We start from the raw sequence: 26,118 nt of genomic DNA on the forward strand, positions 1-26,118 counted from the left end.
ACACAACAACGATGGGTTTTCGGCGACGCGCCGTTTGTGGGGAATATATGCAAGGCAAGAACACTTCTGTAACCGATCTGGCACTCAACGAACAGTTGACCGTTGTGCTGATCTCCCACGAACGCCCGGCGTTTTTGCGTAGAGCCATGCGCTTCTACAGCAGCTTGCCGTGCAGGATTCTGGTGCTGGATTCGTCGGCAGTGGCGCTGACAGGTATCCCTGCCGAATTCACCCACGTGGATTATCAGCACTTGCCGCAGTTCGGCTACTGGGGCATTCGCGCCAAGCTGGCGTACGGTGTCGAGCAGCTGCAAACGCCTTACATGGTGTTTGCCGCCGACGATGACTTCCTTGTGCATGATGCCCTGCACGAAGCGGTGGCATTCATGGAGGCCAACCCCGATTACAGCCTGTGCCATGGCTACAGCCTGATGTATCTGGCAATGGCCAACAGCGTCAACTACTACCGTCGTGACAAGAAAGTCTGCGAAGACTACTCGGCCGATCAGGCCGAAGAGCGTTTGCTCGATTACATGCATCAGTACCTGCCGCCGTTCTATGCCGTGCAGCGTACGGCGATCTTGCGCGACTGGTACGCAGCCATGCCGCAAGACACGATCTTCCAGTGGCAGGAAGTCGGTCACACCTTTTACATGCTGGCCCGCGGCAAGGTGCGGATTCTGCCGATTCCTTATGTCGTGCGCGAAATCAACTATGGCCAGTCCGATCACAACACCGAGATCTATCACACCCTGGCCTACATGGACGCCAAGAGCGTGGCCGGACGTGAAGCGTTTGCCGAATTCCTGGCGGGGTTGCCGACCCAGCTCCAGCATCAGGATCCACAGCAGGGCAAACAGTTTGCTCTGAAGAGTTTTGCCACGCTGGCCGACAGCCTGCAGAACTATCGGGCACTCACCGCCGAGTTGATTTTCGAGTCGACCTGGGTCGATATCGCGACGGACCCGCAGCGTCGGTTCGGTCCGAAGCAATACGTGGAAATGCCGTTCTACAATCAGGTGTTTTTCGATCAGCTGACGCAATTCGAGTTTCTGTTGCACGCGATGCCTGCCGGACGCGTTCAGCTCCAGGAACTGGAAGGTATCTGGGCTCGCCAGCAGAGCCTGATGCTGGAACGCAACAATGACACCCCGCAAAGCGTGCTCGACCGCTTGTGGCAGGCACACGACGCCAACGTGTTCAATCGCGCGGTGATCAAGCAACTGATCGCGCAATTGCAACCGCTGGACGAAGAAGGCGACGTGCCCGTGCTGCGCGACTGGGTCGCGCGTCTGGACACGGTGTTGCTCGAAGGTCATCAGCCGACATTCGCCAGGATGCTCACCGGCCGACTGCTCGAGTGGCTCGCTGCACGTGAGCCGGATACCGAGCAGGCCGCGGCGATTGCCGGTTATCTGGCAGACAATGCCGGTGGTCCGCAGTTCGGCATTTTCCTGCTCGATCTGGACAACGACATCGACAAGTTGCAGATCACCCTGGACAGCTTGCTCGAAGGTCACAGCAAAGCCTTCAAGGTCGTGGTCTTCACCACAGGCGAACCGCCTGCTGCAACCACTGCGCAAAATACCCTGCACTTTGTGCGCGTGACCCAAAGCAACTTCGTCGACAAGCTCAATCAGAGTGTTAATCAATCGACCAGCGACTGGCTGCTGCTGGCTGAGGCGGGTGAAGAGTTCACGGCGGCCGGCCTCCTGCGGGCGAGCCTGGAACTGATGGCTGCGCCGGGTGTGCGTGCGGTTGCCACCGATGAGATTCAGCGTCTGGAAAATGGTGCGCTGGTGGATATGTTCCGCCCGGGCTTCAACCTCGATCTGCTGCAAAGCGTTCCGTCACTGATGGCGCGGCACTGGTTGATTCGTCGCGAAGTGCTGACGGGGCTTGGTGGTTATCAGGCCGATTTCAGCAAGGCGCTGGAACTGGATGTGCTGCTGCGCATCATCGAGCAGGGCGGCCTCGACGGCCTCGCCCATCTCGATGAGCCATTGCTGATCACCCGGGCGCCGGAGCTGGCAGAAAATCCTCACGAGCGTCAGGCGCTGCTGCGGCATTTGGGCAATCGTGGTTACAAGGCTCAGGTCACCTCGACGCAGCCTGGCACCTGGCAGATCGACTATCGCCATGTCGAGCGACCGCTGGTCTCGGTGATCGTGCCCGCTGGCGACGATTTGGGCGCATTGCAACGCTGCCTGGACGCCGTGCTGCTCAGAACCCGTTACACCCGCTATGAGTTGTTGGTGGCGGTCAACCCGAATCAGTCGGCCGAGATCAATGACTGGCTGGGAACGCAGCGCAACGCCAAAGTGCGGGTGCTGCATGCCGATCGTCCGCTTGACCCGGTGGCGTTGTACAACGCGGCCAGCCAAGAGGCGCAGGGCGAATATCTGGTGCTGCTGGCCAGCGACAGTGAAGTGGTCAACCCGAACTGGATCGAGTCGTTGCTCAATCACGCCCAGCGTCCTGAGGTCGGCATCGTCGGTGCCAAACTGGTGGACCGCGACGGCAAGATCGCCCAGGCCGGTTTGATTCTCGGGTTGAACGACGGGGTGGCTTCGGCCTTCATCGGCGAGAAACACACTAACGAGGGTTACATGCAACGCTTGGCGGTCGAGCAGAACTATTCGGCGGTATCGCGGGTGTGCCTGATGGTGCGCAAAGAATTGTTCAACGCGCTGGGTGGTCTGGACGAAGTGACCTTCGCCGATGGCTTCAGCGACGTTGATCTGTGTCTCAAGGCCGGGCAGGCCGGTTACCTCACCGTGTGGACGCCGCTGGTGCAGGTGTTGCACACCGGCGAGTTGCCGCAAACCCCTGAAGCATTGGCCGCATTGCGTGAGAAGTGGAGCGCGGCCTTTGCTCAGGATCCGGCGTACAACGCCAACCTGGCGCTGACCGGCAAAGGTTTTACCCTGGGCGAAAGTGCCCCGATCAATTGGGCGCAATTGCTCGGCTAAGCCCGGCGACCAGGACACAGGAATCCAGACATGTTCAACGGTAAATCGATTTTCATCTCCGGCGGCACCGGCTCGTTCGGGCGCAAATTCATCGCCCGTCTGCTGGAGCAATACCAGCCCAAGCGCGTGGTGGTGTTTTCCCGTGACGAACTGAAACAGTATGAGATGCAGCAGACGTTCAACGCGCCGTGCATGCGTTACTTCATCGGTGATGTGCGCGACGCTGACCGTCTGCGGCAGGCCATGCGCGGCATTGACTACGTGGTGCATGCCGCCGCGTTGAAGCAGGTGCCGGCAGCGGAATACAACCCGACTGAATGCATCCGTACCAACGTCAATGGCGCGGAAAACATCATCGCCGCCGCCATCGACAATGGCGTGAAGAAAGTCGTGGCACTGTCGACCGACAAGGCGGCCAGCCCGATCAACCTGTACGGCGCGACCAAGTTGCTCTCGGACAAGTTGTTCGTCGCCGCCAACAACATTGCCGGCGAGCAGCCAACCCGTTTTGCCGTGGTGCGCTACGGCAATGTGGCGGGCTCGCGCGGTTCGGTGGTGCCGTTCTTCAGCAAGCTGATCGCCGACGGTGCTCAGGAGCTGCCAATCACCGACGAGCGCATGACGCGGTTCTGGATCACCCTCGACCACGGCGTGCAATTTGTCCTCGACAGCTTTGCGCGCATGCACGGTGGTGAAGTGTTCGTGCCGAAGATTCCGTCGATCCGCATCGTCGATCTGGCGCGGGGCATGGCCGAACATCTGCCGCACAAGAACGTCGGCATTCGTCCCGGCGAGAAGCTGCATGAGTTGATGGTGCCGCTGGACGATGCGCGGATGACCCTGGAGTTTGAGGATCACTACACCATCCAGCCGTCGATCCGCTTCACCAGCGTCGATGTCGATTTTGCCGTCGACAATCTTGGCGAGCAGGGGCGTGCCGTGAGCGAAGATTTCGAGTACCGCTCCGACACCAATCCGCACTTCCTCTCGGTCGGGCAGATCACTGACCTGCACGCGAAGCTCTCGGTATGATTCCCTACGGTCGGCAAAGCCTTGATCAGGTAGACATCGACGCGGTTGTCGAGGTGCTGCAATCGGACTGGCTGACCCAAGGGCCGACCATCGAGCGCTTCGAGCAGGCGATGGCCGAACGTTGCCAGGCGCACTTCGCCGTCGCGGTGTGCAACGCCACAGCGGCGTTGCACATCGCCTGCCTGGCTGCGGGCCTGGGGCCGGGCGATCGTTTGTGGACAACCCCGAACACCTTTCTCGCCTCGGCCAATTGCGGGCGTTATTGCGGCGCCGAGGTCGATTTCGTCGATATCGATCCGCTGACCTGGAACCTCGATACCTTCGCCCTCGAAGCGAAACTCGATCAGGCCGAACAGGACGCCAACCTGCCGAAAGTGCTGGTGGCGGTGGCGTTCTCCGGGCAGAGCTGCGACATGCGCAGGATTGCCGAGCTGGCCGAGCGCTATAACTTCACGGTGATCGAAGATGCGTCGCACGCGGTCGGTGCGTCCTATGCAGGACGTCCGGTCGGCTGCGGCCAATTCGCGGCGATGACGGTATTCAGTTTCCACCCGGTGAAGATCATCACCAGTGCCGAGGGCGGTATGGTCTTGACCCATCGCCCGGAGCTGGCCGAGCGTCTGCAACGCCTGCGTTGCCACGGCATGACCCGAGATCCGCAGCAAATGAGCGAACCGAGCCACGGTCCGTGGTACTACGAGCAGATCGAGCTGGGTTTCAATTACCGCATCACCGATCTGCAAGCCGCGCTGGGTTTGTCGCAACTGGGCAAGCTCGACGACTTCATTGCCCGGCGTCGCGAACTGGCGGCGCGTTACGATCGCCTGCTGGCGTACTTGCCGGTGACGTTGCCCAGCCTTCAGCCTGAGGCAGAGTCGGCTTGGCATCTGTATGTGATTCGTTTGCAGACCGATCGCATCGGCCTCAGCCACCGTCAGGTGTTTGAGGGCTTGCGCAGTGCCGGTATTGGCGTGAATCTGCATTACATTCCTGTGCACTTGCAGCCCTACTATCGCGACCTGGGTTTCGCCGAGGGCGATTTCCCCGAAGCCGAGCGGTATTACGCCGAGGCGATCAGCCTGCCGCTATTTCCGCTGTTGAGCGATGAACAACAGGATTACGTGGTCGAGCAATTGCGTCGGCTGACCGAATAACTGCCGCTGTGGCAACGGATGAGTATCTGCAATGCGTCCCTTGAGTGAGCAGGAACAGTTCTGGCAGGGCGATTTCGGTAACCGGTACTTCGAGCGCAATGTCGGGCAACCGCTGGTGGCGGCGAACCTGGCGTTGTTTGCCCAAGCGCTGAGCCGTGCCGCAGGTATCGACAGTCTGCTAGAGCTGGGCACCAGCGTCGGCAACAATCTGCAGGCGTTGCATCAACTGCTGCCACGCTGCGAGCTGTTCGGTGTCGAGATCAACGATAACGCCTGTGCACAGGCGCGGACGTTGGGCATTGCCCGGATCTGGCAGGGCTCGCTGTTCGATTTTCCGCGTGAGCGCCGCTACGACCTGACATTGAGCAAAGGCGTGCTGATCCACCTGGCCCCGGAGCTGTTGCCGACGGCTTATGCGCAGTTGTATGAGTTGAGTCAGCGCTACATCCTGATCGCCGAGTATTACAATCCGGCGCCCGTGGAGGTGTCTTATCGTGGCAACAGCGGCAAGCTGTTCAAGCGTGATTTCGCCGGCGAAATGCTCGACCGTTATGCCGATCTGCAGCTGCTGGATTATGGTTTTGTCTATCACCGCGATCCGCAGTTTCCTGTGGACGATATCACTTGGTTTCTGCTGGAAAAACGCCCTTGAGCAACGTCGCAATTATCCCGGCCCGTGGCGGCAGCAAACGTATTGCGCGCAAGAACCTGGCGCCGTTTGATGGCGTGCCGATGATGGTCCGTTCGATCCGCACGGCGCTGGATTCAGGCTTGTTTGACCAGGTGGTGGTCAGCACCGACGATGCCGAGATTGCTGATGTGGCGCGAGCGCACGGTGCGCAGGTGCCCTTCATGCGTCCGGCGGCGCTGGCCGATGACTACACCGGCACCGCGGCGGTGATCGTGCATGCCTTGCAGCAGCTACCGGCCTTCGATTACGCCTGTTGCGTGTACGCCACGGCGCCGCTGTTGCAGGCACGCTATTTGCGCCAGGGCATCGAGTTGCTCGAGCAACATCCAGACAAGTCTTTCGCGTTCTCCGTGTGCGGGTTTGGTTTTCCGGTGCAGCGTGCACTGACACTGGATGCGCAGGGCGCCTTGACTGCTTTGTATCCCGAATTTCGCGAGACTCGCTCCCAGGACCTGCCCGAAGCCTTTCAGGACGCCGGCCAGTTTTACTGGGGGCGCAGTGAAGCGTGGTTGCGTGGCGAAGTGCTCTATTCGCCAGCCAGTCTGCCGGTGATTCTGCCCCGTCATCTGGTGCAGGACATCGACACCCTTGATGACTGGAAACGCGCCGAATATCTTTACGCCGCGCTCAAGGCCGGTGGAGAGCTGCAATGAGAGTTTTGATTCGTGCCGACGCCTCGCCAACCATTGGCAGCGGCCACATTGCCCGCTGCCTGACGCTGGCGCGAGTGTTGCGCGGGCAGGGCAGCCACGTCGCGTTTGCCTGCCGGCGCCTGCCGGGGCATCGCCTCGATGCCTTGCGCGCCGAGGGCTTCGAGACGTTTGCGCTGCCTGAGCGCTATGCCGCTGAAGACCCGCAGCAAGCCATCGAATCGATGCTGCCGTGGCAGGCCGACATCGACGCGTTGGCTGCGGTGCTCGAGGGGCACGCCGAGTTCGACTGGGTCATCGTCGATCACTACGGCCTCGATCACCAATGGCAAACGGCTGCTCGACAGTGGGCGCCACGGATTGCAGCAGTGGATGATCTTGCCTCGCGGCGCTACAGCGTCGATCTGTTGCTCAATCAGAATCTCTCGGGCCTGCACGAAAATTATCAGCCGCTGTTGCCTGAAGGGTGCCGCACCTTGCTCGGCCCACGCTATGCCATGTTGCGTGAAGAATTCAGCTGCCCGGCCATCGAGATCAAACACCGGGCCCAACGGGTATTGGTCAACTTCGGCGGTTTCGATGCCGCGCAGCAAACCCATCACGCCATGCTCGCGCTGGCCGATTTTCCTGAGCTGCAGGTGGACTTTGTCGCCGGTGCCGACAATCCGGCCTGGGCGCAGATGCAGGCGCTGGCCGAGACACGGCCGAACTGGCGTCTGCACAGTTTTGTCAGCGATTTCCATCAGCGCATGACCGAAGCCGATCTGTTTATCGGCGCCGGCGGCGGTACCAGTTGGGAGCGGGCGGCGATGGGGCTGCCGACGATCTGTATTGCCGTGTCGAACAATCAGCAGGCCAACGGCGAAGTCATGGCGGCAGCCGGCGCGCATGTGTTCATGGGCGCCCGCGAGCAGGTCAGTGTCGAGCAATTGCGCGACGCCATCGGCTTTGTCACCGGCAATCATTATTTGCGCCAGAGCCTGGCCGAGCGCTCGCGGCAACTGGTCGACGGGCGCGGCGCCGAGCGTGTCGCGGCGGCACTGGCCGGTGCCGTGCTGAAGGTGCGCGCGGCGACGCTGGACGATGCGCAGTTGCTGTTTGATGGGCGCAATGCCGAAACGGTACGGCGCTGGTCGCTGGACAGCGGCGTGATCGATTGGCCGCAGCACCTGAACTGGCTGACGGCGAGCTTGCGCAATCCGCAGCGCCTGCTGCTCATCGCCGAGGCGGACGACGGCGCGGTCGGCGTTGTGCGTTATGACCTGCGCGGGTTTGAAGCCGAAGTCTCGATCTACTTGCTCGAACGGCGGATGGGGCTGGGGTGGGGCAGGGCGCTGTTGGCCTGTGGCGAGGCATTTGTTGCCGCGCACTGGCCGCAGCTGCAGGTCATCACTGCTCAGGTGTTGCCTGACAACCGCCCCTCATTGAATGTGTTTCGTGACGCCGGGTTTACTCAAAGTGCCTGTGCGTTCACCCGTGTTTTGAAGGATCACCCGCATGACTAGTTTCAAGATCGGCAACCGCCTGATCGGCGCCGACGCGCCGCCGTTCATCATTGCCGAGATGAGCGGCAACCATAACCAGTCGCTGGACGTTGCCCTGCAAATTGTCGAGGCCGCGGCCAAGGCCGGTGCGCATGCCTTGAAACTGCAAACCTACACCGCCGATACCATGACCCTGGATCTGGCCGAGGGGGAATTCTTCATCAAGGATCCGGGCAGTCTGTGGGCCGGCACTTCGCTTTATGATCTGTATGAAAAGGCCCATACGCCGTGGGAATGGCATGCGCCGATTTTCGCCCGAGCGAAAGAGCTGGGCATGCTCGCGTTTTCCACGCCGTTCGATGACAGCGCCGTGGACTTTCTCGAAAGCCTCGATGTGCCTGCCTACAAGATTGCCAGTTTCGAAAACACCGATTTGCCGTTGATCCGCCGTGTGGCGGCTACTGGCAAGCCTTTGATCATTTCCACCGGCATGGCCAGCATTGCCGAGCTTGATGAAGCCGTGCGCGCCGCACGTGAGGCCGGTTGCAAGGATCTGGTGCTGCTCAAATGCACCAGCACTTATCCGGCGACACCGCTTAACAGCAACGTGCGCACGATCGCGCATCTGCGTGAGTTGTTCGGTTGCGAGGTCGGGCTGTCTGATCACTCGATGGGCGTCGGTGTGTCTGTGGCGGCCGTGGCGCTCGGTGCGACCGTGGTGGAAAAACACTTCACCCTCGACCGTTCAGCGGGCGGGGTGGATGCCAGTTTCTCCCTGGAGCCGGCGGAAATGGCCAGTCTGGTGGTGGAAACCGAGCGTGCCTGGCAAGCCATGGGCCAGGTGCATTACGGCGTTACAGAGGCGGAACGCAAGTCGCTGGTCTATCGCCGCTCGCTGTACGTCACCGCCGACATGGCCGCTGGTGACACCTTTAGCGGGGACAATCTGCGTGCTATTCGACCCGGCCTCGGTCTGCCGCCCAAGCACACCGACGCCGTCCTCGGCCGCCGCGCACGCACGCCGATCAAGCGCGGTACGCCGCTGGACTGGTCGTTGGTCGAATAACCCGATCTGCACCGATTCGGCAAAATAGCGTGACCTGCGAGTCATAACGCGCATCTTCACTGTATTGTATTGATCGGGGTGATGGCGCCTGGCTCGTTTTCGATTCCAGTGATAGCCCTTTGCGCTCCCCGTGGCTGCCCGTTGTGGCGGCCGTTTTCTGTTTGTCGGCGCCCCTCGAAATCCTTGCGAGCGGTGGTCTTGGGCTGTTTTTTATTGGGAAGCCGTAATGATTGGCATAAAAAGCATTGCGAGCTACGTTCCTGTAGCCGGCGTGGACAATTACGCACAAGGTGCAAAATTCGAGAAGGATGAAGAATTCATCCTTGGCAAGATCGGCTCGGCGTTCCTGCCGCGCAAAGACGCTGAACAAGAAACTTCCGATCTGTGCGTGGAAGCGGCCAATGCGCTGTTCGCCAGTAACCCTGAGCTGAAGCGTGAATCGATCGATGCGTTGATCGTCGTCACTCAGAACGGTGATGAAGAAGGCCTGCCACACACCGCCGCGATCGTGCAGGACAAACTCGGTCTGCCGACCAACGTGGCGGCGTTCGACATTTCCCTGGGCTGTTCCGGTTATGTCTACGGCATCTACGCGATCAAGGGCTTCATGGAAGCCGCCGGCCTGAAGAACGGCCTGCTGATCACCGCTGATCCGTATTCGAAAATCGTTGATCCGGAAGACCGCAATACCACCATGCTGTTCGGCGATGCCGCGACCGCTACGTGGATGGGCGAAGATCCGGTCTGGGCGCTGGGCAAGGCCAAGTTCGGCACTGACGGCTCCGGTGCGCCGCACTTGAAAGTCACCGATGGCGTGTTCTTCATGAACGGTCGTCAGGTGTTCAACTTTGCGTTGCTGAAAGTCCCGGCACACTTGCACGAGTTGCTGGATGACTCTGGTCTGAAGGCCGATGACATCGATGCCTTCTGCATCCACCAGGGCAGTGCGGCGATTGTCGATGCCGTGGCGCGGCGCTTCGAAGGCGAGCCGGAGAAGTTCATCAAAGACATGGTCGAGACCGGCAATACCGTGTCTTCGAGCATTCCGTTGCTGCTGGAAAAACACGTCATCGATTCCGATTGGCAGCGTATTGCGCTGAGCGGCTTTGGTGTTGGTTTGTCGTGGGGCTCAGCGATCATCTATCGCCCTTGAGTCCGATCAAAAACGGCGGATACAAAAATAGCGTTCAAGGTTAACCTTGAGCGCTATTTTTTTGCCTGTAAGGGAGCGCGAGGCGCCATGAGCGAGTTTTTCCAAGCCAACGCCGAGGTGTTGCAGCGGCGCTGGCCGGCGCTGTTTGCACGATTGGTGACTGAAGATACTTCGGCGATTCAAGCTGAACTGGTGCAAGGCCTGGGCTCTACGCTGAGTGTCGACGGGATTCAACTGACCAGCCGCCACGACCGGATCCACGAGGCCCGGGTCCAGGCGGCCAGCCTTGCGGAAAAACCTCGGGTGCACGTCTACGGCACTGGCCTTGGCGACCTGCCATCGGTTTTGCTGGAGCAGGCCGCACTTGAACGGTTGTACGTGCACGTCCTCAACGGCGCCTTGTTTGCCCTGGTTCTACAGTTGCTCGACCAGCGGCAATGGCTTGAAGACCCTAGAGTGGAACTGATGTACGCCGGCGATCATGCGGATATCTACACGCCGTTTTTTGCGCTGCCCGCCGAAATGCTCCTGGCCGATGACTTCAGCGCGAAGATTCGTGATCGGCTAGTCAATGAAGTTCACCTGAGTTTCACCAATCGCCAGTTCGATCCGCAACTGCCGGCGATTCAGCAGCGTTTGCGCGATAGCCTGGAGGTGCTGCTTGCCGATGATGACGTGGCGCAACTGTTCGGCACCTGCGTCGGCCGCGAAATCTATGTGATCGGCACCGGGCCGAGCCTGGAAGGCCATTTTCAACGACTGGCGGCGGTGCGCAGTCAGGCCGAGCGGCCGCTGTTCATTTGTGTCGACACGGCTTATCGGCCTTTGCGTCAGCACGGGATCATCCCCGATCTGGTGGTGACGATCGATCAGTTGATCAGCTTTCGGCATCTGCCTTTCGAGGAGTCTGACGGCATCCCGCTGGTGTACCTGCCCATGAGCTCGCCGACGGTGTTGAAGGCCTGGCGGGGCAAACGCTATGGCGCTTATACCGCCAGCCCGGTCTACGCCACGTTGCGTGAGCAGCACCCGCGAGCCGAATTGAATGCCGGCGGCAGCGTGATTCACCCCGCCGTGGATCTGGCCGTGAAAATGGGCGGCACGCGCATCACGCTGTTCGGCGCCGACTTTGCCTTCCCAATGAACAAGACACATGCCGGATGGGACGATGGCGACCTGGGGCCGCCCGTTGAGCAGGCTCGGCACTGGGTGCATGACGGCAATGGCGAGCGGGTCCGGACTCAGCTGAATTTTCGTGGCTACCTGTGCGTGCTGGAGCGTTATATCGCTTTGCATCCACAGGTCAGTTTCCTTAACAGCAGTCGGGCAGGGGCGATGATCGCAGGCACGCAATTCAATCCGGAGTTTGTGCAATGAGCGCGCAGGTGATGTGCATCAGCGCATGCCGGCAATGCGCCGGATTGTTTCGTTTGGGCCGTGATGTCGAAGCGGCGCTGATCATGGTCGATGTATTCGACGAGGCGCAGCAGTTTTTTTCGCTCTCCGGTCAGGATGTCCAGCAGGCCTGGACACAGGTCCTGACAGATATACTGGCGTGTCAGGAACGCCAGGATTGGCTGGGGCTCGCCGATTTCATCGAGTATGAACTGATTGAATTGCTCGACGGTGCGCAGCGTTGAGCCGAGAGGGAGCGCTCTGGCACAGGCGTTGGTGGTAGGGGCGGTTTTATGGCGTCATTTTTTCGTGGGTGGGGCGCGCTAAGCCCTTGTTTTTTTGGGAGTGGCAGGGTGATGGCAAATTTTTTTCAAAAAGCCCTCAAGCAACCTGCAAACCCGACGATAACTATTACGAAGGTTCTCTAGGCCATACCCGGCGGTTGCCAGGGCCGGAAGCCGCAGTACCCAACCAACGAGGAATTCGTCATGGCTTTAACAGTAAACACCAACACTACGTCGTTGAACGTTCAGAAAAACCTGAACCGCGCTTCCGACGCTCTGTCGACTTCGATGCAGCGCCTGTCTTCCGGCCTGAAAATCAACAGCGCTAAAGACGACGCCGCTGGCCTGCAGATCGCTACCCGTATGACTTCCCAGATCCGTGGTGGCAACCAGGCGATCCAGAACGCCAACGACGGTATCTCCGTTGCTCAGACCGCTGAAGGCGCTCTGCAAGCTTCGACCGACATTCTGCAGCGTATGCGTGAACTGGCTGTTAAAGCCCGTACCGGTACCAACGGCAGCATCGACCAGAAAGCAACGAACGACGAATTCGCCCAGATGTCGGACGAACTGACCCGTATCTCTGCTTCGACCAACCTGAACGGCAAAAACCTGCTGGACGGTTCGGCTGGTACTGTGACCCTGCAAGTGGGCGCAAACACCGGTTCGGCTAACCACATCGACCTGGTACTGAGCTCCAAGTTCGACGCCGTCAGCCTGTCCGTAGGTAGCGGTACTGTAGTTCTGACCGGTGCAAGCGTATCGGGCGCTGCTGCCAACATCGACAACGCAATCACCGCGATCGACGCTGCAATTGCAACGATCAACAGCACTCGTTCGAGCCTGGGTGCTTCGCAAAACCGTCTGACCAGCACCATCTCCAACCTGCAGAACATCGTTGAGAACACCACCGCTGCACAGGGTCGTGTACAAGACACCGACTTCGCCGCAGAAACTGCTAACCTGACCAAGCAGCAAACTCTGCAGCAGGCTTCGACCTCCGTTCTGGCTCAAGCCAACCAACTGCCTTCCGCTGTACTGAAGCTGCTTCAGTAATTTCGGAACAAGTTTGGGCGGGAGGGTGCGCTGGTCGTGCTCTCTCGCCTTTTTACGTTAGGAGGTGATGAGCATGGACATGAGCGTCAAGCTTAACCAGTCTTATCCGGCTCCCAAGCCAGTTCCGCCGGTTGCTGACAAACCGTCAGAGACGCCCAAGGTTGCCAAGACTGAAGCGCCGGTCGCTGCCAAGAGTCAGGATTCGGATGACGCCAAGTTGAAGCTGGCGGTGCAGGAGATCGAGAAGTTCGTCCAATCGATCAAGCGCAATCTGGAGTTCTCGATTGACGAGCATTCCGGCAAGGTCATTGTCAAAGTGATCGCAAGCGAGACGGGTGAGGTCGTTCGACAGATTCCCTCCGCAGAAGCCCTCAAGCTGGCAGACAGCCTGGCCAATGCAAGCCACGTGTTGTTCGACGCAAAAGTCTGATAGCTGGCATGAATAATGTTTGTCTGTTCTCAGGACGCGTGTAACGGTCAAAAGAATGGCAACAATCTGAAGGGAGATGCACATGGCAAGTCCAATTCTACCGGGTTCCGGACTGGGTTCCGGCCTGGACATCGGTGCGATCGTCACTGCACTGGTTGACGCTGACAAAGCGCCGAAGCAGACGCAGATCGACACCGCGACCAAAGCCAACACGCTGAAAATTTCCGGCATTGGTTCGCTGAAGAGCGCGTTGACCGCGTTCCAGACGGCGATGACCAATCTGGGCAGCAAGACCAATCCTGCATTTGCCGGCTTCACCGCGACTGCGAGCAATACGAATCTGAGCGCGACGTCTGACAGCACCGCAGTGGCGGGCAGCTACAACGTCGTTGTCACTCAATTGGCCACTGGTTCGAAAATCGCCAGCGCCTCGTTCGCCGGCGGAACCGCCAGTGCCATTCCGAGTGGTACCCTGAAAATCAGTCAGAATGGCACTGATTACAACGTCGACATTCCTGCCAACTCCACTTTGCAGACCACCCGCGACGCCATCAACAAGGCGCAGGGCGCCAACGGTATCTCCGCCAACATTGTGACCGACGCCTCCGGTGCTTCGCGCCTGGTGATCAGTTCGAGCAAGACCGGCGAAGGTTCAGACCTTAAAGTCAGCGGTATTGCCGGTCTGGAAATTGACGGCACTCAGAAGATGGGTCTTAACCCGGCTGCAGGCGCTTCAGGCGCCGTCAACGACGTTGCGGGCAACGCCAAGCTGACCATCGATGGCCTTGCAGTCACCAGCAAAAGCAACACGGTGACCGGCGCCATCAGTGGCTTGACCCTGAATCTGACGACGGTCAGCCCTGTCGTGGGTAGCGCTGCGACGCCTACTGTTGTCAGCGTGGAGGCCAACACCAAAGGTCTGCAGGCATCGATTCAGTCGTTCGTCGACGCTTACAACACGTTGAAGACCACCATCGACACGCTGTCCAAGGCGACGCCGGATGCCGATGGCAAGCTGACTGTGCAGGCCGCTTTTACTGGTGACGCGATGCCACGCGCGCTGATTGCCGATATTCGTGGTCAGTTGACGGCGGAAGGGGCTGGCGGCCCGTTGGCGGTGCTGTCCCAGTTGGGTGTGATGACCGACCGTGACACCGGTAACCTGAAGTTCGATACCGCTGCTTTCACCAAAACCATGGCGCAACCAGGCATGACCGGCCAGGTTCAGCAGTTGTTCACTGGCACCAACGACACCAATGGTCTGCTCGCGCGCATGAGCAAGGCTGTTGATCCGTATCTCAAGCCAGCGGCAGGTAATCTGACCGGTAGCGGCTTGCTCGATCAGCGCATGGCCATTCTCACCAAAAACACCCGAAACCTGACCGATCAGCAAGCGGCGCTGGACTTGCGTGTCGCCAACCTGACCCAGACGTTGACGGCCAAGTACAACGCCATGGACTTGCTGGTAGGGCAAATGAAAGCGACGGCGAGCAACATTACGTCGTTCTTCAGCTCGCTGACTGCTCAGCAGTCCGCGAAGTAACAGGCAGCCACGACAAAAACCCGGCTACGCTTTATCGGCGTGTGCCGGGTTTTTGTCTTTTGATCTAAAGTTCTCTGATTCGGTGGCGATACACTGGTTATACGAGTCATTGTGGCAATGAGGTAGAACATGAATCCGATGTTAGCCCTTCGGCAATACCAGAAAGTCGGCGCGCATGCACAGACGTCCGAAGCGAGCCCGCACCGTCTGGTGCAAATGTTGATGGAAGGTGGCCTGGATCGCATCGCTCAGGCCAAAGGCGCCATTGAGCGCAAGGATATTCCGGGCAAGTGCACATCGATCAGCAAGGCTATCGGCATCATCAGTGGCTTGCGCGAAGGTCTGGATCTGGATAACTGCGCCGATACGGTGGGTGAGCTCGACCAGCTGTACATCTACATGATGAAGCGTCTGGCTGAGGCCAACATCAGCAGTGACCCGAAGATTCTCGACGAAGTTGCCGGCCTGTTGCGCACCGTGAAGGAAGGCTGGGACGGCATCGCTCCGCCAGGCCCCCAGTTCTAAGGAGATCACCATGAGTCTTGTATTGCAGCGAATCGCCGATACCCGTGAAGCGTTGGTCACTGCGCTGGCCGAACGCAATTGGGAAGCCATTGGCGAGCTGGATCTGGCTTGCCGTTCCTGCATGGAAGACGTCATGGCTGAAGCTGCGCTGGATGAAGACGCGTTGCGCAACAATCTTGAAGAGCTGCTCCACGTCTACAAAGAGCTTCTTGAGGTGGCGATGGGTGAGCGGCAGGCGATAGCCAACGAGATGTCGCAGATCACCCAAGCGCAAAAGGCGGCAAAGGTTTACCATCTGTTTGGTTAATTAACCCCCAGTTAATCCAGACATGTGCGCCATAAATTTGACTGTGCACGGTTTTTTGACTTAACTAGTGGCTGTTTTCAGATTTCAGGCGTCTACAGGCACATGGTGTCCTGCAAGCGTCTCGCTTGCCCCTTATTTTGGGCATTGAGTTGACTAGGGAAGTTGCTATTGCATGTGGCGTGAAACCAAAATTCTGCTGATCGATGACGATAGCGTCCGCCGCCGCGACCTGGCGGTGATTCTAAATTTTCTCGGCGAAGAAAATTTACCCTGCGGCAGCCATGACTGGCAGCAGGCAGTCGGCTCTTTGTCGTCTAGTCGTGAGGTCATTTGCGTACTGATCGGGACCGTTAATGCTCCTGGTGCGCTTTTGGGCTTGCTAAAGACACTCTCAACCTGGGATGAGTTCCTTCCGGTTTTGTTGATGGGCGATAATTCTTCCGTTGACTTGCCTGAAGACCAGCGTCGCCGTGTGCTTTCGACCCTCGAAATGCCACCCAGCTACAGCAAATTGCTCGACTCCCTGCACCGTGCCCAGGTCTATCGCGAGATGTATGACCAGGCCCGCGAGCGTGGTCGTCATCGCGAACCTAACCTGTTCCGTAGCCTCGTCGGCACCAGTCGTGCGATCCAGCACGTGCGCCAGATGATGCAGCAGGTTGCCGACACCGATGCCAGCGTGCTGATCCTCGGTGAGTCCGGCACCGGCAAGGAAGTGGTTGCACGTAACCTGCATTACCATTCCAAGCGCCGCGACGCGCCGTTCGTGCCAGTCAACTGCGGGGCGATCCCGGCAGAGCTGCTTGAAAGCGAATTGTTCGGTCACGAGAAGGGTGCCTTCACCGGCGCTATCACCAGTCGTGCCGGTCGTTTCGAACTGGCCAATGGCGGCACGCTGTTTCTCGACGAAATCGGCGACATGCCGCTGCCGATGCAGGTCAAACTGCTGCGCGTCCTGCAGGAACGCACCTTTGAGCGCGTGGGCAGCAACAAGACCCAGAGCGTCGATGTGCGCATCATCGCTGCAACGCACAAGAATCTCGAAAGCATGATCGAGATCGGCACCTTCCGCGAAGACCTCTACTATCGCCTGAACGTGTTCCCGATCGAGATGGCGCCGCTACGTGAGCGCGTCGAAGACATCCCGTTGCTGATGAACGAACTGATCTCGCGCATGGAGCACGAGAAGCGCGGTTCGATCCGCTTCAACTCGGCGGCGATCATGTCGCTGTGCCGCCACGGCTGGCCGGGCAACGTTCGCGAGCTGGCCAACCTGGTCGAGCGCATGGCAATCATGCATCCGTACGGGGTGATCGGTGTGGTCGAGCTACCGAAGAAATTCCGTTACGTCGATGACGAAGACGAGCAAATGGTCGACAGCCTACGCAGTGATCTCGAAGAGCGCGTGGCGATCAATGGCCATACGCCGGACTTCACTGCCAACGCCATGCTGCCGCCGGAAGGTCTGGACCTGAAAGACTATCTGGGTGGTCTGGAGCAGGGCCTGATTCAACAGGCGCTGGACGATGCCAACGGCATTGTGGCGCGTGCCGCTGAGCGCCTGCGCATCCGTCGTACCACCCTGGTCGAGAAGATGCGCAAGTACGGCATGAGCCGGCGCGATGGAGATGAACAGGCGGAGGATTGACGCCTGTTTTTCAACTGCTTCATTTATAAGCGGTTTTTTTTAGGCACGGGTATTGCTACCGCCCTCGCAACGTTCCGTTTAACTGACGGTCAGCCAAGCGAGAAAGCACAATGCCCCACGCCCAGATGTCTTCTGCCTCCAGTCCCGAGGGGCAGCCGTCCTCCGTAGAGCAGGCGAGCCGACAGGGTCTTGAGCAGGCATTCGAACTGTTCAACCAGATGTCCAGCCAACTCACTGACTCCTACAGCATGCTTGAAGCGCGGGTGACCGAGCTCAAGGGTGAGCTGGCGGTGGTCAGCGCCCAGCGTATGCAGGAGCTGGCGGAAAAAGAACGCTTGGCCAACCGCCTGCAAAACCTCCTTGATCTGTTGCCCGGTGGCGTCATCGTCATTGACGGTCACGGCATGGTGCGTGAAGCCAATCCGGCCGCCATCGAGCTGCTCGGCCTGCCGCTTGAGGGTGAGTTGTGGCGCCAGGTGATTGCGCGCTGCTTTGCCCCGCGTGAAGACGACGGTCATGAAATTTCCCTGAAAAACGGTCGACGCCTGTCGATTGCCACCCGCTCGCTGGATGCCGAGCCGGGGCAATTGGTGCTGCTCAACGACCTGACAGAAACCCGTCATCTGCAAGATCAACTGGCGCGCCACGAGCGTTTGTCCTCGCTGGGGCGCATGGTCGCCTCGCTCGCGCATCAGATCCGCACGCCACTGTCCGCCGCTTTGCTCTACGCCAGTCATTTGACTGAGCAGGAGTTGCCAGTCGCCACTCAGCAGCGTTTCGCCGGTCGCCTGAAAGAGCGACTGCATGAACTCGAACATCAGGTGCGCGACATGCTGGTGTTCGCACGCGGAGAATTGCCGCTGACCGATCGCCTGACGCCCAACGCCTTGATGCAGGCGCTGCAAGCGGCGGCGTTGACTCATGTGCAGGATCTGCCAATCCGCTGGCAGTGCGACAGCCATGTCGGCGAACTTCTGTGCAACCGCGACACCCTGGTCGGCGCGCTGTTGAACCTGATCGAAAACGCCATTCAGGCCAGTGCCGGTGCTGTGCGCCTGAAGGTGCATTGCTACTCCCGCGATAACGCGTTGCGTATCAGTGTCAGCGACAGTGGCAGCGGAATTGAACCTGCCGTTCTGGCGCGTCTCGGCGAACCCTTTTTTACCACCAAAGTCACCGGTACCGGCCTGGGCCTGACCGTGGTCAAGGCTGTGGCCCGGGCGCATCAGGGAGAATTGCTGCTGCGCTCGCGAGTCGGGCGCGGCACGTGCGCGCAGGTGATCCTGCCGCTGTTTTCCGCTGTACACGGAGCTGAGTAAACGACATGGGCATCAAGGTTTTGCTGGTCGAGGATGACCGCTCATTGCGCGAGGCGCTGGCCGATACATTGCTGCTGGCCGGGCACGATTACCACGCGGTCGGTTGCGCTGAAGAGGCGCTGACAGCGGTAGGGCGCGAGGCGTTCAGTCTGGTGGTCAGTGACGTCAACATGCCTGGCATGGATGGTCATCAACTGCTCGCATTGTTGCGTGCCCGCCAACCGCAATTGCCGGTGTTGCTGATGACCGCTCACGGTGCGGTCGAGCGCGCGGTCGACGCAATGCGTCAGGGCGCGGCGGATTATCTGGTCAAACCCTTTGAACCCAAGGCCTTGCTCGACCTGGTGGCGCGGCATGCGCTAGGCAGCATCGGTGCAAGTGACGGCGAAGGTCCGGTAGCGGTCGAGCCGGCCAGTGCGCAATTGCTGGAGTTGGCGGCGCGGGTGGCGCGCAGTGATTCCACGGTGCTGATCTCTGGCGAGTCCGGCACCGGTAAAGAAGTGCTGGCGCGCTACATTCACCAGCAATCCCATCGCGCCAATCAGCCGTTCATTGCGATCAACTGCGCCGCGATCCCGGACAACATGCTCGAAGCAACGCTGTTCGGCCACGAGAAGGGTTCGTTCACTGGCGCCATTGCGGCGCAGGCTGGCAAGTTCGAACAGGCTGACGGCGGCACGCTGCTGCTCGACGAAATCTCTGAAATGCCGCTCGGCTTGCAAGCCAAACTGCTACGCGTGTTGCAGGAGCGTGAGGTCGAGCGCGTCGGTGCGCGTAAACCGATTGCCCTGGATATTCGCGTGGTCGCCACCACCAACCGTGATCTGGCGGGCGAAGTGGCGGCGGGGCGCTTCCGTGAAGATCTTTTCTACCGTTTGTCGGTTTTCCCCCTGGCCTGGCGTCCACTTCGCGAGCGCACTGCCGATATCCTGCCGCTGGCGGAAAGGTTGCTGGCCAAACACGTCAATAAAATGAAGCACGCGGCGGCGAAACTCTCACCCGACGCACAAGCATGCCTGACCACTTACCCGTGGCCGGGCAATGTGCGTGAACTGGACAACGCCATTCAGCGCGCGTTGATTTTGCAGCAGGGTGGCGTGATTCAGCCGCAGGATTTCTGTCTGGCCGGTCCCGTGACGTACACCGCGATGCCTGTCACCGCGCCGGTGTCGGCGGTGCTTCGCGAGGTGGAAATCGAAGCGGATTCGGCCGGCGCTCTGGGCGATGACCTGCGCCGCCGGGAGTTTCAGATGATCATCGATACCCTGCGTGCCGAACGTGGCCGCCGCAAGGAAGCTGCGGAAAAACTCGGCATCAGCCCGCGCACCCTGCGCTACAAGCTGGCGCAAATGCGCGATGCCGGGATGGACGTCGAAGGTTATCTGTTCGCCACCTGACGTCTGGCGCAACGATTGAAAACGCTTTTCTGAAAGGGGTGCCCATGAGCTGGCACCCTTGTTGCTAATACCTGTGTACCCGCCGAGTGAGTGTCAAAAAATTGCGGGCCGCCCAAGAGAGTAGACCATGAGCCAAGGTATTGAATTTAATCGGTTGATGATGGACATGAAGGCCATGAAACTGGACGCCATGTCTGCACCGAAATCGACGACCGCTGTCCCTGAACTGGCGGGCAGCAGCTTTTCCGACATGCTCGGTCAGGCGATCAACAAGGTCAGCGATACCCAGCAGGCGTCGACTCAGTTGGCCAACGCATTTGAAGTGGGCAAGAGCGGCGTCGATCTGACGGACGTGATGGTCGCTTCGCAAAAAGCCAGCGTGTCGTTCCAGGCTCTGACCCAGGTACGCAACAAGCTGGTTCAGGCTTATCAAGACATCATGCAGATGCCGGTTTAAGGACGAGATTGAGTCATGGCAGAAGCAGTCGCCGATAACGTTCCGGCCAAGGCCACCCCGATAGACGGCAAACCGCCGTTGTTCGGCCTGTCCTTCCTGGAAAACCTCTCCGAGATGACCGTGCTGCGTCAGGTGGGCCTGTTGGTCGGCCTGGCTGCGAGCGTGGCGATTGGCTTTGCCGTGGTGCTGTGGTCGCAGCAGCCGGATTATCGTCCGTTGTACGGCAGCCTTGCCGGCCTGGACGCCAAGCAGGTCATGGAAACCCTGGCCTCTGCCGACATCCCTTACACCGTCGAACCGAATTCCGGCGCCTTGCTGGTCAAGGCCGATGACCTGTCCCGTGCGCGGATGAAACTCGCCGCTGCTGGTGTCACTCCCAGCGACGGCAACATCGGTTTCGAAATCCTCGACAAGGAACAGGGTCTGGGCACCAGTCAGTTCATGGAAGCGACGCGTTACCGTCGTGGCCTCGAAGGTGAACTGGCGCGGACCATTTCCAGCCTGAACAACGTCAAGGGTGCCCGCGTGCACCTGGCAATTCCGAAGAGTTCGGTGTTTGTGCGGGACGAGCGCAAGCCAAGCGCTTCGGTATTGGTCGAGTTGTACTCCGGTCGTTCGCTGGAGCCAGGTCAGGTCATCGCGATCATCAACCTGGTGGCGACCTCCGTTCCCGAGCTGAGCAAATCGCAGATCACCGTCGTCGATCAGAAGGGCAACCTGCTCTCCGATCAGGCGGAAAACTCCGAAATGACCATGGCCGGCAAGCAGTTCGATTACAGCCGCCGCATGGAAAGCATGCTCACCCAGCGCGTGCACAACATCCTGCAGCCGGTTCTGGGCAATGATCGCTACAAGGCGGAAGTTTCGGCCGATATCGATTTCAATGCAGTCGAGTCGACTGCCGAGCAGTTCAACCCGGATCAACCGGCGTTGCGCAGCGAGCAGTCGGTCAACGAACAGCGCACTGCCAGCAATGGCCCGCAAGGTGTGCCGGGTGCCCTGAGCAACCAGCCGCCGTCGCCAGCCTCGGCGCCGCAAACCACCGGTGGCGCCGCCGCGCCGGCCGCGATGGTGCAGCCAGGTCAGCCATTGGTTGACGCCAACGGCCAGCAGATCATGGACCCGGCCACCGGCCAGCCGATGCTCGCGCCGTACCCGGCCGACAAGCGTCAGCAATCGACCAAGAACTTCGAACTCGACCGTTCAATCAGCCACACCAAACAGCAGCAGGGTCGCCTGAATCGTCTGTCGGTGTCGGTGGTGGTCGACGATCAGGTCAAGGTCAACGCGGCCAACGGTGAAACCAGCCGTGCGCCGTGGAGCGCCGACGAATTGGCGCGCTTCACCCGCCTGGTGCAGGACGCCGTCGGTTTCGACGCCAGCCGTGGCGACAGCGTCAGCGTGATCAACATGCCGTTCTCTGCCGAGCGCGGCGAAGTGATTGCCGATATTCCGTTCTACTCCCAGCCATGGTTCTGGGACATCGTCAAACAAGTGCTGGGTGTGTTGTTCATCCTGGTGCTGGTGTTTGGTGTGCTGCGTCCGGTGCTCAACAACATCACCGGCGGTGGCAAAGGCAAGGAGCTGGCCGGTCTTGGCAGCGACGTGGAACTCGGTGGCATGGGCGGCCTGGACGGCGAACTTTCCAACGACCGCGTGAGCCTCGGTGGTCCGCAGAGCATTCTGTTGCCGAGCCCGAGCGAGGGTTATGACGCGCAACTGAATGCAATCAAGAGTCTGGTGGCAGAAGACCCGGGTCGCGTGGCCCAGGTCGTGAAAGAGTGGATTAACGCAGATGAGTGATAACCGAGCCGCTGTCGCTAAACTTTCCCGGGTCGACAAAGCCGCAATTCTGCTGCTGTCCCTGGGCTCGACCGATGCTGCGCAAGTGCTGCGCCACATGGGCCCGAAAGAGGTTCAGCGTGTGGGCGTGGCCATGGCGCAGATGGGCAACGTCCATCGTGAACAGGTCGAGCAGGTCATGAGCGAGTTCGTCGACATCGTCGGCGACCAGACCAGCCTGGGCGTCGGTTCCGACGACTACGTGCGCAAAATGCTTACCCAGGCCCTGGGTGAAGACAAGGCCAACGGCCTGATCGACCGCATCCTGCTCGGTGGCAACACCAGTGGCCTCGACAGCCTGAAATGGATGGAGCCACGTGCGGTTGCCGACGTGATCCGTTACGAACACCCGCAGATCCAGGCAATCGTGGTCGCGTACCTCGACCCGGATCAGGCCGGTGAAGTACTCGGCAACTTCGACCACAAAGTGCGTCTGGACATCATCCTGCGCGTCTCGTCGTTGAACACTGTGCAGCCAGCGGCACTGAAAGAACTCAACCAGATTCTCGAGAAGCAGTTCTCCGGCAACTCGAATGCCTCGCGCACCACCCTGGGTGGCATCAAGCGTGCGGCGGACATCATGAACTTCCTCGACAGCTCGATCGAAGGTCAGCTCATGGACTCGATCCGCGAAGTCGACGAAGACCTGTCCGGTCAGATCGAAGACCTCATGTTCGTGTTCAACAACCTTGCCGATGTCGACGACCGCGGTATTCAGGCGTTGCTGCGCGAAGTGTCCTCGGACGTGCTGGTACTGGCCCTCAAGGGTTCGGACGAAGGCGTCAAAGAGAAGATCTTCAAGAACATGTCCAAACGTGCCGCCGAACTGTTGCGCGACGACCTCGAAGCCAAAGGCCCGGTGCGCGTCAGCGACGTCGAAACCGCGCAGAAGGAAATCCTCACCATCGCCCGCCGTATGGCCGAAGCCGGAGAAATCGTCCTCGGTGGCAAGGGCGGCGAGGAAATGATCTAAGCCCATGGACAAGCACGACGACGATGTGACGGATCTGATCCGTGCCCGCGATGTCCGTGGTTTCGAATCCTGGGCACTGCCCAGCTTCGATCCGCCGAAGCCGGAACCCGAACCTGAGCCGGAGCCCGAACCGCCGGAAATGGAAGAAGTGCCGCTGGAAGAAGTCCAGCCACTGACCCTGGAAGAACTCGAAAGCATCCGTCAGGAGGCTTACAACGAGGGCTTTGGCATCGGCGAAAAGGAAGGCTTTCACAGCGCCACGCTCAAGGTCCGTCAGGAAGCCGAAGTGGCGCTGGCGGCAAAACTTGCCAGCCTTGAGCAGTTGATGGCGAATCTGTTCGAACCGATCGCCGAGCAAGACACGCAAATCGAAAAGTCGCTGGTCGACCTCGTGCAACACATCACCAAACAGGTGATCAAGCGCGAACTGGCCATCGATTCCAGCCAGATCGAACACGTCATGCGCGATGCGCTCAAGCTGTTGCCGCTGGGTGTGGAAAACGTGCGTCTGTACGTCAATCCGCAGGACTTCGAACAGGCCAAGGCCCTGCGCGAGCGTCACGAAGAAACCTGGCGCATCGTCGAAGATGAATCGCTGTTGCCGGGTGGCTGCCGGGTTGAAACCGAGCACAGCCGCATCGATGCCAGCATTGAAACCCGCGTCGCTCAGGTCATGGCGAAATTGTTCGATCAGTTACACGAACAGGCTTTGCACCCGGCTGAAGCGGATCTGAGCCTGGACATTCCAGAAGACGTAAAACCGGCGGCCACGCCTGAAGAGCCGCTCGCGGACAACCCCGATGCGCCTTGAACGCACCAGTTTCGCCAAGCGCCTGAGCACTTACGCCGAGGCCACCGAGATTGCCGGCGCGCCTATTCTTGAAGGTCGCCTGCTGCGCATGGTCGGCCTCACTCTCGAAGCCGAAGGCCTGCGCGCGGCCATGGGCACGCGTTGCCTGGTGATCAATGACGACAGCTATCACCCGTCTCAGGTGGAAGCGGAAGTCATGGGCTTTTCCGGTGGCAAGGTGTTCTTGATGCCGGTCGGCAGCGTCGCCGGTATTGCACCGGGCGCCCGCGTGGTGCCGCTGGCTGAAACCGGGCGCTTGCCGATGGGCATGAGTATGCTCGGTCGCGTGCTCGATGGCGCCGGTCGTGCGCTGGACGGCAAGGGCGGCATGAAAGCCGAAGACTGGGTGCCGATGGATGGCCCGACGATCAACCCGCTCAACCGTGACCCGATCAGCGTGCCGCTGGACGTTGGCATCCGTTGCATCAACGGTTTGCTGACGGTCGGCCGTGGCCAGCGTCTGGGTCTGTTCGCCGGTACCGGTGTCGGTAAATCCGTACTGCTGGGCATGATGACCCGCTTCACCGAAGCCGACATTATCGTCGTTGGCCTGATCGGTGAGCGCGGTCGAGAAGTTAAGGAATTCATCGAGCACAGCCTCGGTGAAGAAGGCCTCAAGCGCTCCGTGGTCGTCGCCTCGCCGGCGGACGATGCGCCGCTGATGCGTCTGCGCGCAGCGATGTATTGCACGCGCATTGCCGAGTATTTCCGCGACAAGGGCAAGAACGTCCTGTTGCTGATGGATTCGCTGACCCGTTTCGCTCAGGCGCAGCGGGAAATCGCTCTGGCCATCGGCGAGCCGCCGGCGACCAAGGGTTATCCGCCGTCGGTGTTCGCCAAATTGCCGAAACTGGTTGAGCGTGCCGGTAACGCAGAGAAGGGCGGCGGTTCGATTACCGCGTTCTACACCGTGTTGTCCGAAGGTGACGATCAGCAGGATCCGATTGCCGACTCGGCCCGAGGCGTGCTCGACGGCCACATCGTGCTGTCCCGGCGCTTGGCCGAAGAGGGGCACTATCCGGCCATCGACATCGAAGCCTCGATCAGTCGGGTAATGCCGGCGGTGGTTTCGCCGGATCACATGCAGCGCGCGCAATACTTCAAGCAGTTGTGGTCGCGCTATCAGCAGAGTCGCGATCTGATCAGCGTCGGCGCCTACGTGGCCGGTGGCGACCGCGAAACCGATCTGGCGATCTCTCTGCAACCGCAATTGGTCCGGTATCAGCGTCAGGGCCTCAACGACAAAATCAACATGGGCGAAAGCCAGGCTTACCTCGAAACCCTGTTTGCCCCTGCGGCGGGCGGCTAACTGCTCATGGCCACTGTCAGTCGAGCCGCGCGTCTGGCGCCGGTGGTGGACATGGCCGAGCAGGCCGAGAAAACTGCCGCACAACGGCTGGGCTATTTTCAGGGCCAGGTGAAAGTCGCTGAAAGCAAACTGGCCGACCTCAATGCCTTCCGTCTGGATTACTCGCAGCAATGGATCGTGCGCGGCAGCACCGGCGTGAGCGGGCAATGGCTGCTCGGCTTTCAGGGCTTTCTGGCGCAACTCGACACCGCCGTTGACCAGCAGCGCCAGAGCCTGGTCTGGCACCAGAACAAGCTCGACAAGGCCCGCGAGGAATGGCAGCAGGCGTTTGCCAAGGTCGAAGGCCTGCGCAAACTGGTGCAGCGCTATCGCGAAGAGGCGCAGCGCCTCGAAGACAAGCGCGAGCAGAAGCTGCTCGATGAGTTGTCGCAACGCTTGCCGCGACAGAATCCATTCTAAATCGCACCGCGAGACCCTGTGGGAGCGAGCTTGCTCGCGAAGGCATTCGGTCAGTTGACTCAAGTGTTGACTGGCACGACGCCTTCGCGAGCAAGCTCGCTCCCACATTTGGTTCTGTGATG

General features: G+C 59.9%; 24 protein-coding genes. All 24 read left to right on the top strand.

Translation table 11 applies throughout. The features are described from left to right. Positions 1–47 precede the first annotated feature (47 nt). The 24 genes from ACRRSD_RS23060 (at position 48) to fliJ (ending at position 25,996) form a co-directional block, all read left to right on the top strand. Positions 48–2,972: a TIGR00180 family glycosyltransferase gene (locus ACRRSD_RS23060; RefSeq protein WP_435035523.1), complete on the top strand. Its 2,925-nt coding sequence runs from the start codon at positions 48–50 to the stop codon at positions 2,970–2,972. A gap of 30 nt (positions 2,973–3,002) precedes the next feature. Next, positions 3,003–4,004, top strand: coding sequence for a UDP-N-acetylglucosamine 4,6-dehydratase (inverting) (pseB, locus tag ACRRSD_RS23065; protein ID WP_435035525.1), 1,002 nt, complete (start codon positions 3,003–3,005; stop codon positions 4,002–4,004). Then, positions 4,001–5,158 carry a UDP-4-amino-4,6-dideoxy-N-acetyl-beta-L-altrosamine transaminase gene (gene pseC / locus ACRRSD_RS23070; RefSeq protein ID WP_435035527.1) on the top strand — a complete coding sequence of 386 codons (1,158 nt, stop codon included), beginning with the start codon at positions 4,001–4,003 and terminating at the stop codon, positions 5,156–5,158. The genes pseB and pseC overlap by 4 nt, the downstream gene beginning before the upstream one ends. 31 nt (positions 5,159–5,189) lie before the next feature. Beyond that, positions 5,190–5,810: a pseudaminic acid biosynthesis-associated methylase gene (locus ACRRSD_RS23075; protein WP_435035529.1), complete on the top strand. Its 621-nt coding sequence runs from the start codon at positions 5,190–5,192 to the stop codon at positions 5,808–5,810. Continuing rightward, on the top strand, positions 5,807–6,502 hold the full coding sequence (gene pseF / locus ACRRSD_RS23080; RefSeq protein WP_435035531.1) for a pseudaminic acid cytidylyltransferase: 696 nt from the start codon (positions 5,807–5,809) through the stop codon (positions 6,500–6,502). Before ACRRSD_RS23075 ends, pseF begins: the two co-directional genes overlap by 4 nt. Further along, a complete protein-coding gene (pseG, locus tag ACRRSD_RS23085) occupies positions 6,499–8,004 on the top strand; it encodes a UDP-2,4-diacetamido-2,4,6-trideoxy-beta-L-altropyranose hydrolase (protein WP_435035533.1) in 1,506 nt (501 codons plus the stop codon). Before pseF ends, pseG begins: the two co-directional genes overlap by 4 nt. Further along, entirely contained in the window at positions 7,997–9,049 is a 1,053-nt protein-coding gene (pseI, locus tag ACRRSD_RS23090) for a pseudaminic acid synthase (RefSeq protein WP_435035534.1), read from the top strand. The genes pseG and pseI overlap by 8 nt, the downstream gene beginning before the upstream one ends. Positions 9,050–9,275: 226 nt before the next feature. After that, the gene (locus ACRRSD_RS23095) at positions 9,276–10,202 is read left to right on the top strand and encodes a ketoacyl-ACP synthase III (RefSeq protein ID WP_134178372.1); all 927 of its coding nucleotides are present in this window, start codon (positions 9,276–9,278) and stop codon (positions 10,200–10,202) included. An 87-nt stretch (positions 10,203–10,289) separates the two neighbouring features. Beyond that, positions 10,290–11,579, top strand: a complete 1,290-nt coding sequence (locus ACRRSD_RS23100; protein WP_435035536.1) for a motility associated factor glycosyltransferase family protein — start codon at positions 10,290–10,292, stop codon at positions 11,577–11,579. Then, positions 11,576–11,842, top strand: coding sequence for a hypothetical protein (locus tag ACRRSD_RS23105; protein WP_435035538.1), 267 nt, complete (start codon positions 11,576–11,578; stop codon positions 11,840–11,842). The genes ACRRSD_RS23100 and ACRRSD_RS23105 overlap by 4 nt, the downstream gene beginning before the upstream one ends. 243 nt (positions 11,843–12,085) lie before the next feature. Then, entirely contained in the window at positions 12,086–12,937 is an 852-nt protein-coding gene (locus tag ACRRSD_RS23110) for a flagellin domain-containing protein (RefSeq protein WP_016984295.1), read from the top strand. Positions 12,938–13,010: 73 nt separating this feature from the next. Next, positions 13,011–13,367, top strand: coding sequence for a flagellar protein FlaG (locus ACRRSD_RS23115; RefSeq protein ID WP_038363821.1), 357 nt, complete (start codon positions 13,011–13,013; stop codon positions 13,365–13,367). 82 nt (positions 13,368–13,449) lie between these two features. Next, positions 13,450–14,910, top strand: a complete 1,461-nt coding sequence (gene fliD, locus ACRRSD_RS23120; RefSeq protein WP_435035540.1) for a flagellar filament capping protein FliD — start codon at positions 13,450–13,452, stop codon at positions 14,908–14,910. 129 nt (positions 14,911–15,039) lie between these two features. Further along, complete coding sequence (fliS, locus tag ACRRSD_RS23125) at positions 15,040–15,435, top strand: flagellar export chaperone FliS (RefSeq protein WP_003222858.1); 396 nt, start codon at positions 15,040–15,042, stop codon at positions 15,433–15,435. A 10-nt stretch (positions 15,436–15,445) separates the two neighbouring features. After that, the gene (locus tag ACRRSD_RS23130) at positions 15,446–15,742 is read left to right on the top strand and encodes a hypothetical protein (protein WP_007920054.1); all 297 of its coding nucleotides are present in this window, start codon (positions 15,446–15,448) and stop codon (positions 15,740–15,742) included. Between the two features lie 172 nt (positions 15,743–15,914). Further along, a complete protein-coding gene (locus ACRRSD_RS23135; protein ID WP_007920053.1) occupies positions 15,915–17,390 on the top strand; it encodes a sigma-54 dependent transcriptional regulator in 1,476 nt (491 codons plus the stop codon). A 125-nt stretch (positions 17,391–17,515) separates the two neighbouring features. Continuing rightward, positions 17,516–18,709, top strand: coding sequence for a sensor histidine kinase (locus ACRRSD_RS23140; protein ID WP_435038534.1), 1,194 nt, complete (start codon positions 17,516–17,518; stop codon positions 18,707–18,709). 5 nt (positions 18,710–18,714) lie between these two features. Then, on the top strand, positions 18,715–20,106 hold the full coding sequence (locus tag ACRRSD_RS23145) for a sigma-54-dependent transcriptional regulator (RefSeq protein WP_435035543.1): 1,392 nt from the start codon (positions 18,715–18,717) through the stop codon (positions 20,104–20,106). A 127-nt stretch (positions 20,107–20,233) separates the two neighbouring features. Beyond that, on the top strand, positions 20,234–20,563 hold the full coding sequence (fliE, locus tag ACRRSD_RS23150; RefSeq protein WP_038363826.1) for a flagellar hook-basal body complex protein FliE: 330 nt from the start codon (positions 20,234–20,236) through the stop codon (positions 20,561–20,563). Positions 20,564–20,578: 15 nt separating this feature from the next. Continuing rightward, positions 20,579–22,366, top strand: a complete 1,788-nt coding sequence (gene fliF / locus ACRRSD_RS23155; protein WP_435035545.1) for a flagellar basal-body MS-ring/collar protein FliF — start codon at positions 20,579–20,581, stop codon at positions 22,364–22,366. Continuing rightward, positions 22,359–23,378 carry a flagellar motor switch protein FliG gene (gene fliG / locus ACRRSD_RS23160; protein ID WP_007958288.1) on the top strand — a complete coding sequence of 340 codons (1,020 nt, stop codon included), beginning with the start codon at positions 22,359–22,361 and terminating at the stop codon, positions 23,376–23,378. Before fliF ends, fliG begins: the two co-directional genes overlap by 8 nt. A 4-nt stretch (positions 23,379–23,382) precedes the next feature. After that, complete coding sequence (gene fliH, locus ACRRSD_RS23165; RefSeq protein ID WP_435035547.1) at positions 23,383–24,189, top strand: flagellar assembly protein FliH; 807 nt, start codon at positions 23,383–23,385, stop codon at positions 24,187–24,189. Further along, positions 24,179–25,537 carry a flagellar protein export ATPase FliI gene (gene fliI / locus ACRRSD_RS23170; protein WP_435035549.1) on the top strand — a complete coding sequence of 453 codons (1,359 nt, stop codon included), beginning with the start codon at positions 24,179–24,181 and terminating at the stop codon, positions 25,535–25,537. The genes fliH and fliI overlap by 11 nt, the downstream gene beginning before the upstream one ends. Before the next feature lie 6 nt (positions 25,538–25,543). After that, a complete protein-coding gene (fliJ, locus tag ACRRSD_RS23175; protein ID WP_122600246.1) occupies positions 25,544–25,996 on the top strand; it encodes a flagellar export protein FliJ in 453 nt (150 codons plus the stop codon). Positions 25,997–26,118: the final 122 nt, after the last annotated feature.

Source organism: Pseudomonas neuropathica (assembly GCF_051174785.1).
GTDB lineage: Bacteria > Pseudomonadota > Gammaproteobacteria > Pseudomonadales > Pseudomonadaceae > Aquipseudomonas > Aquipseudomonas neuropathica_A.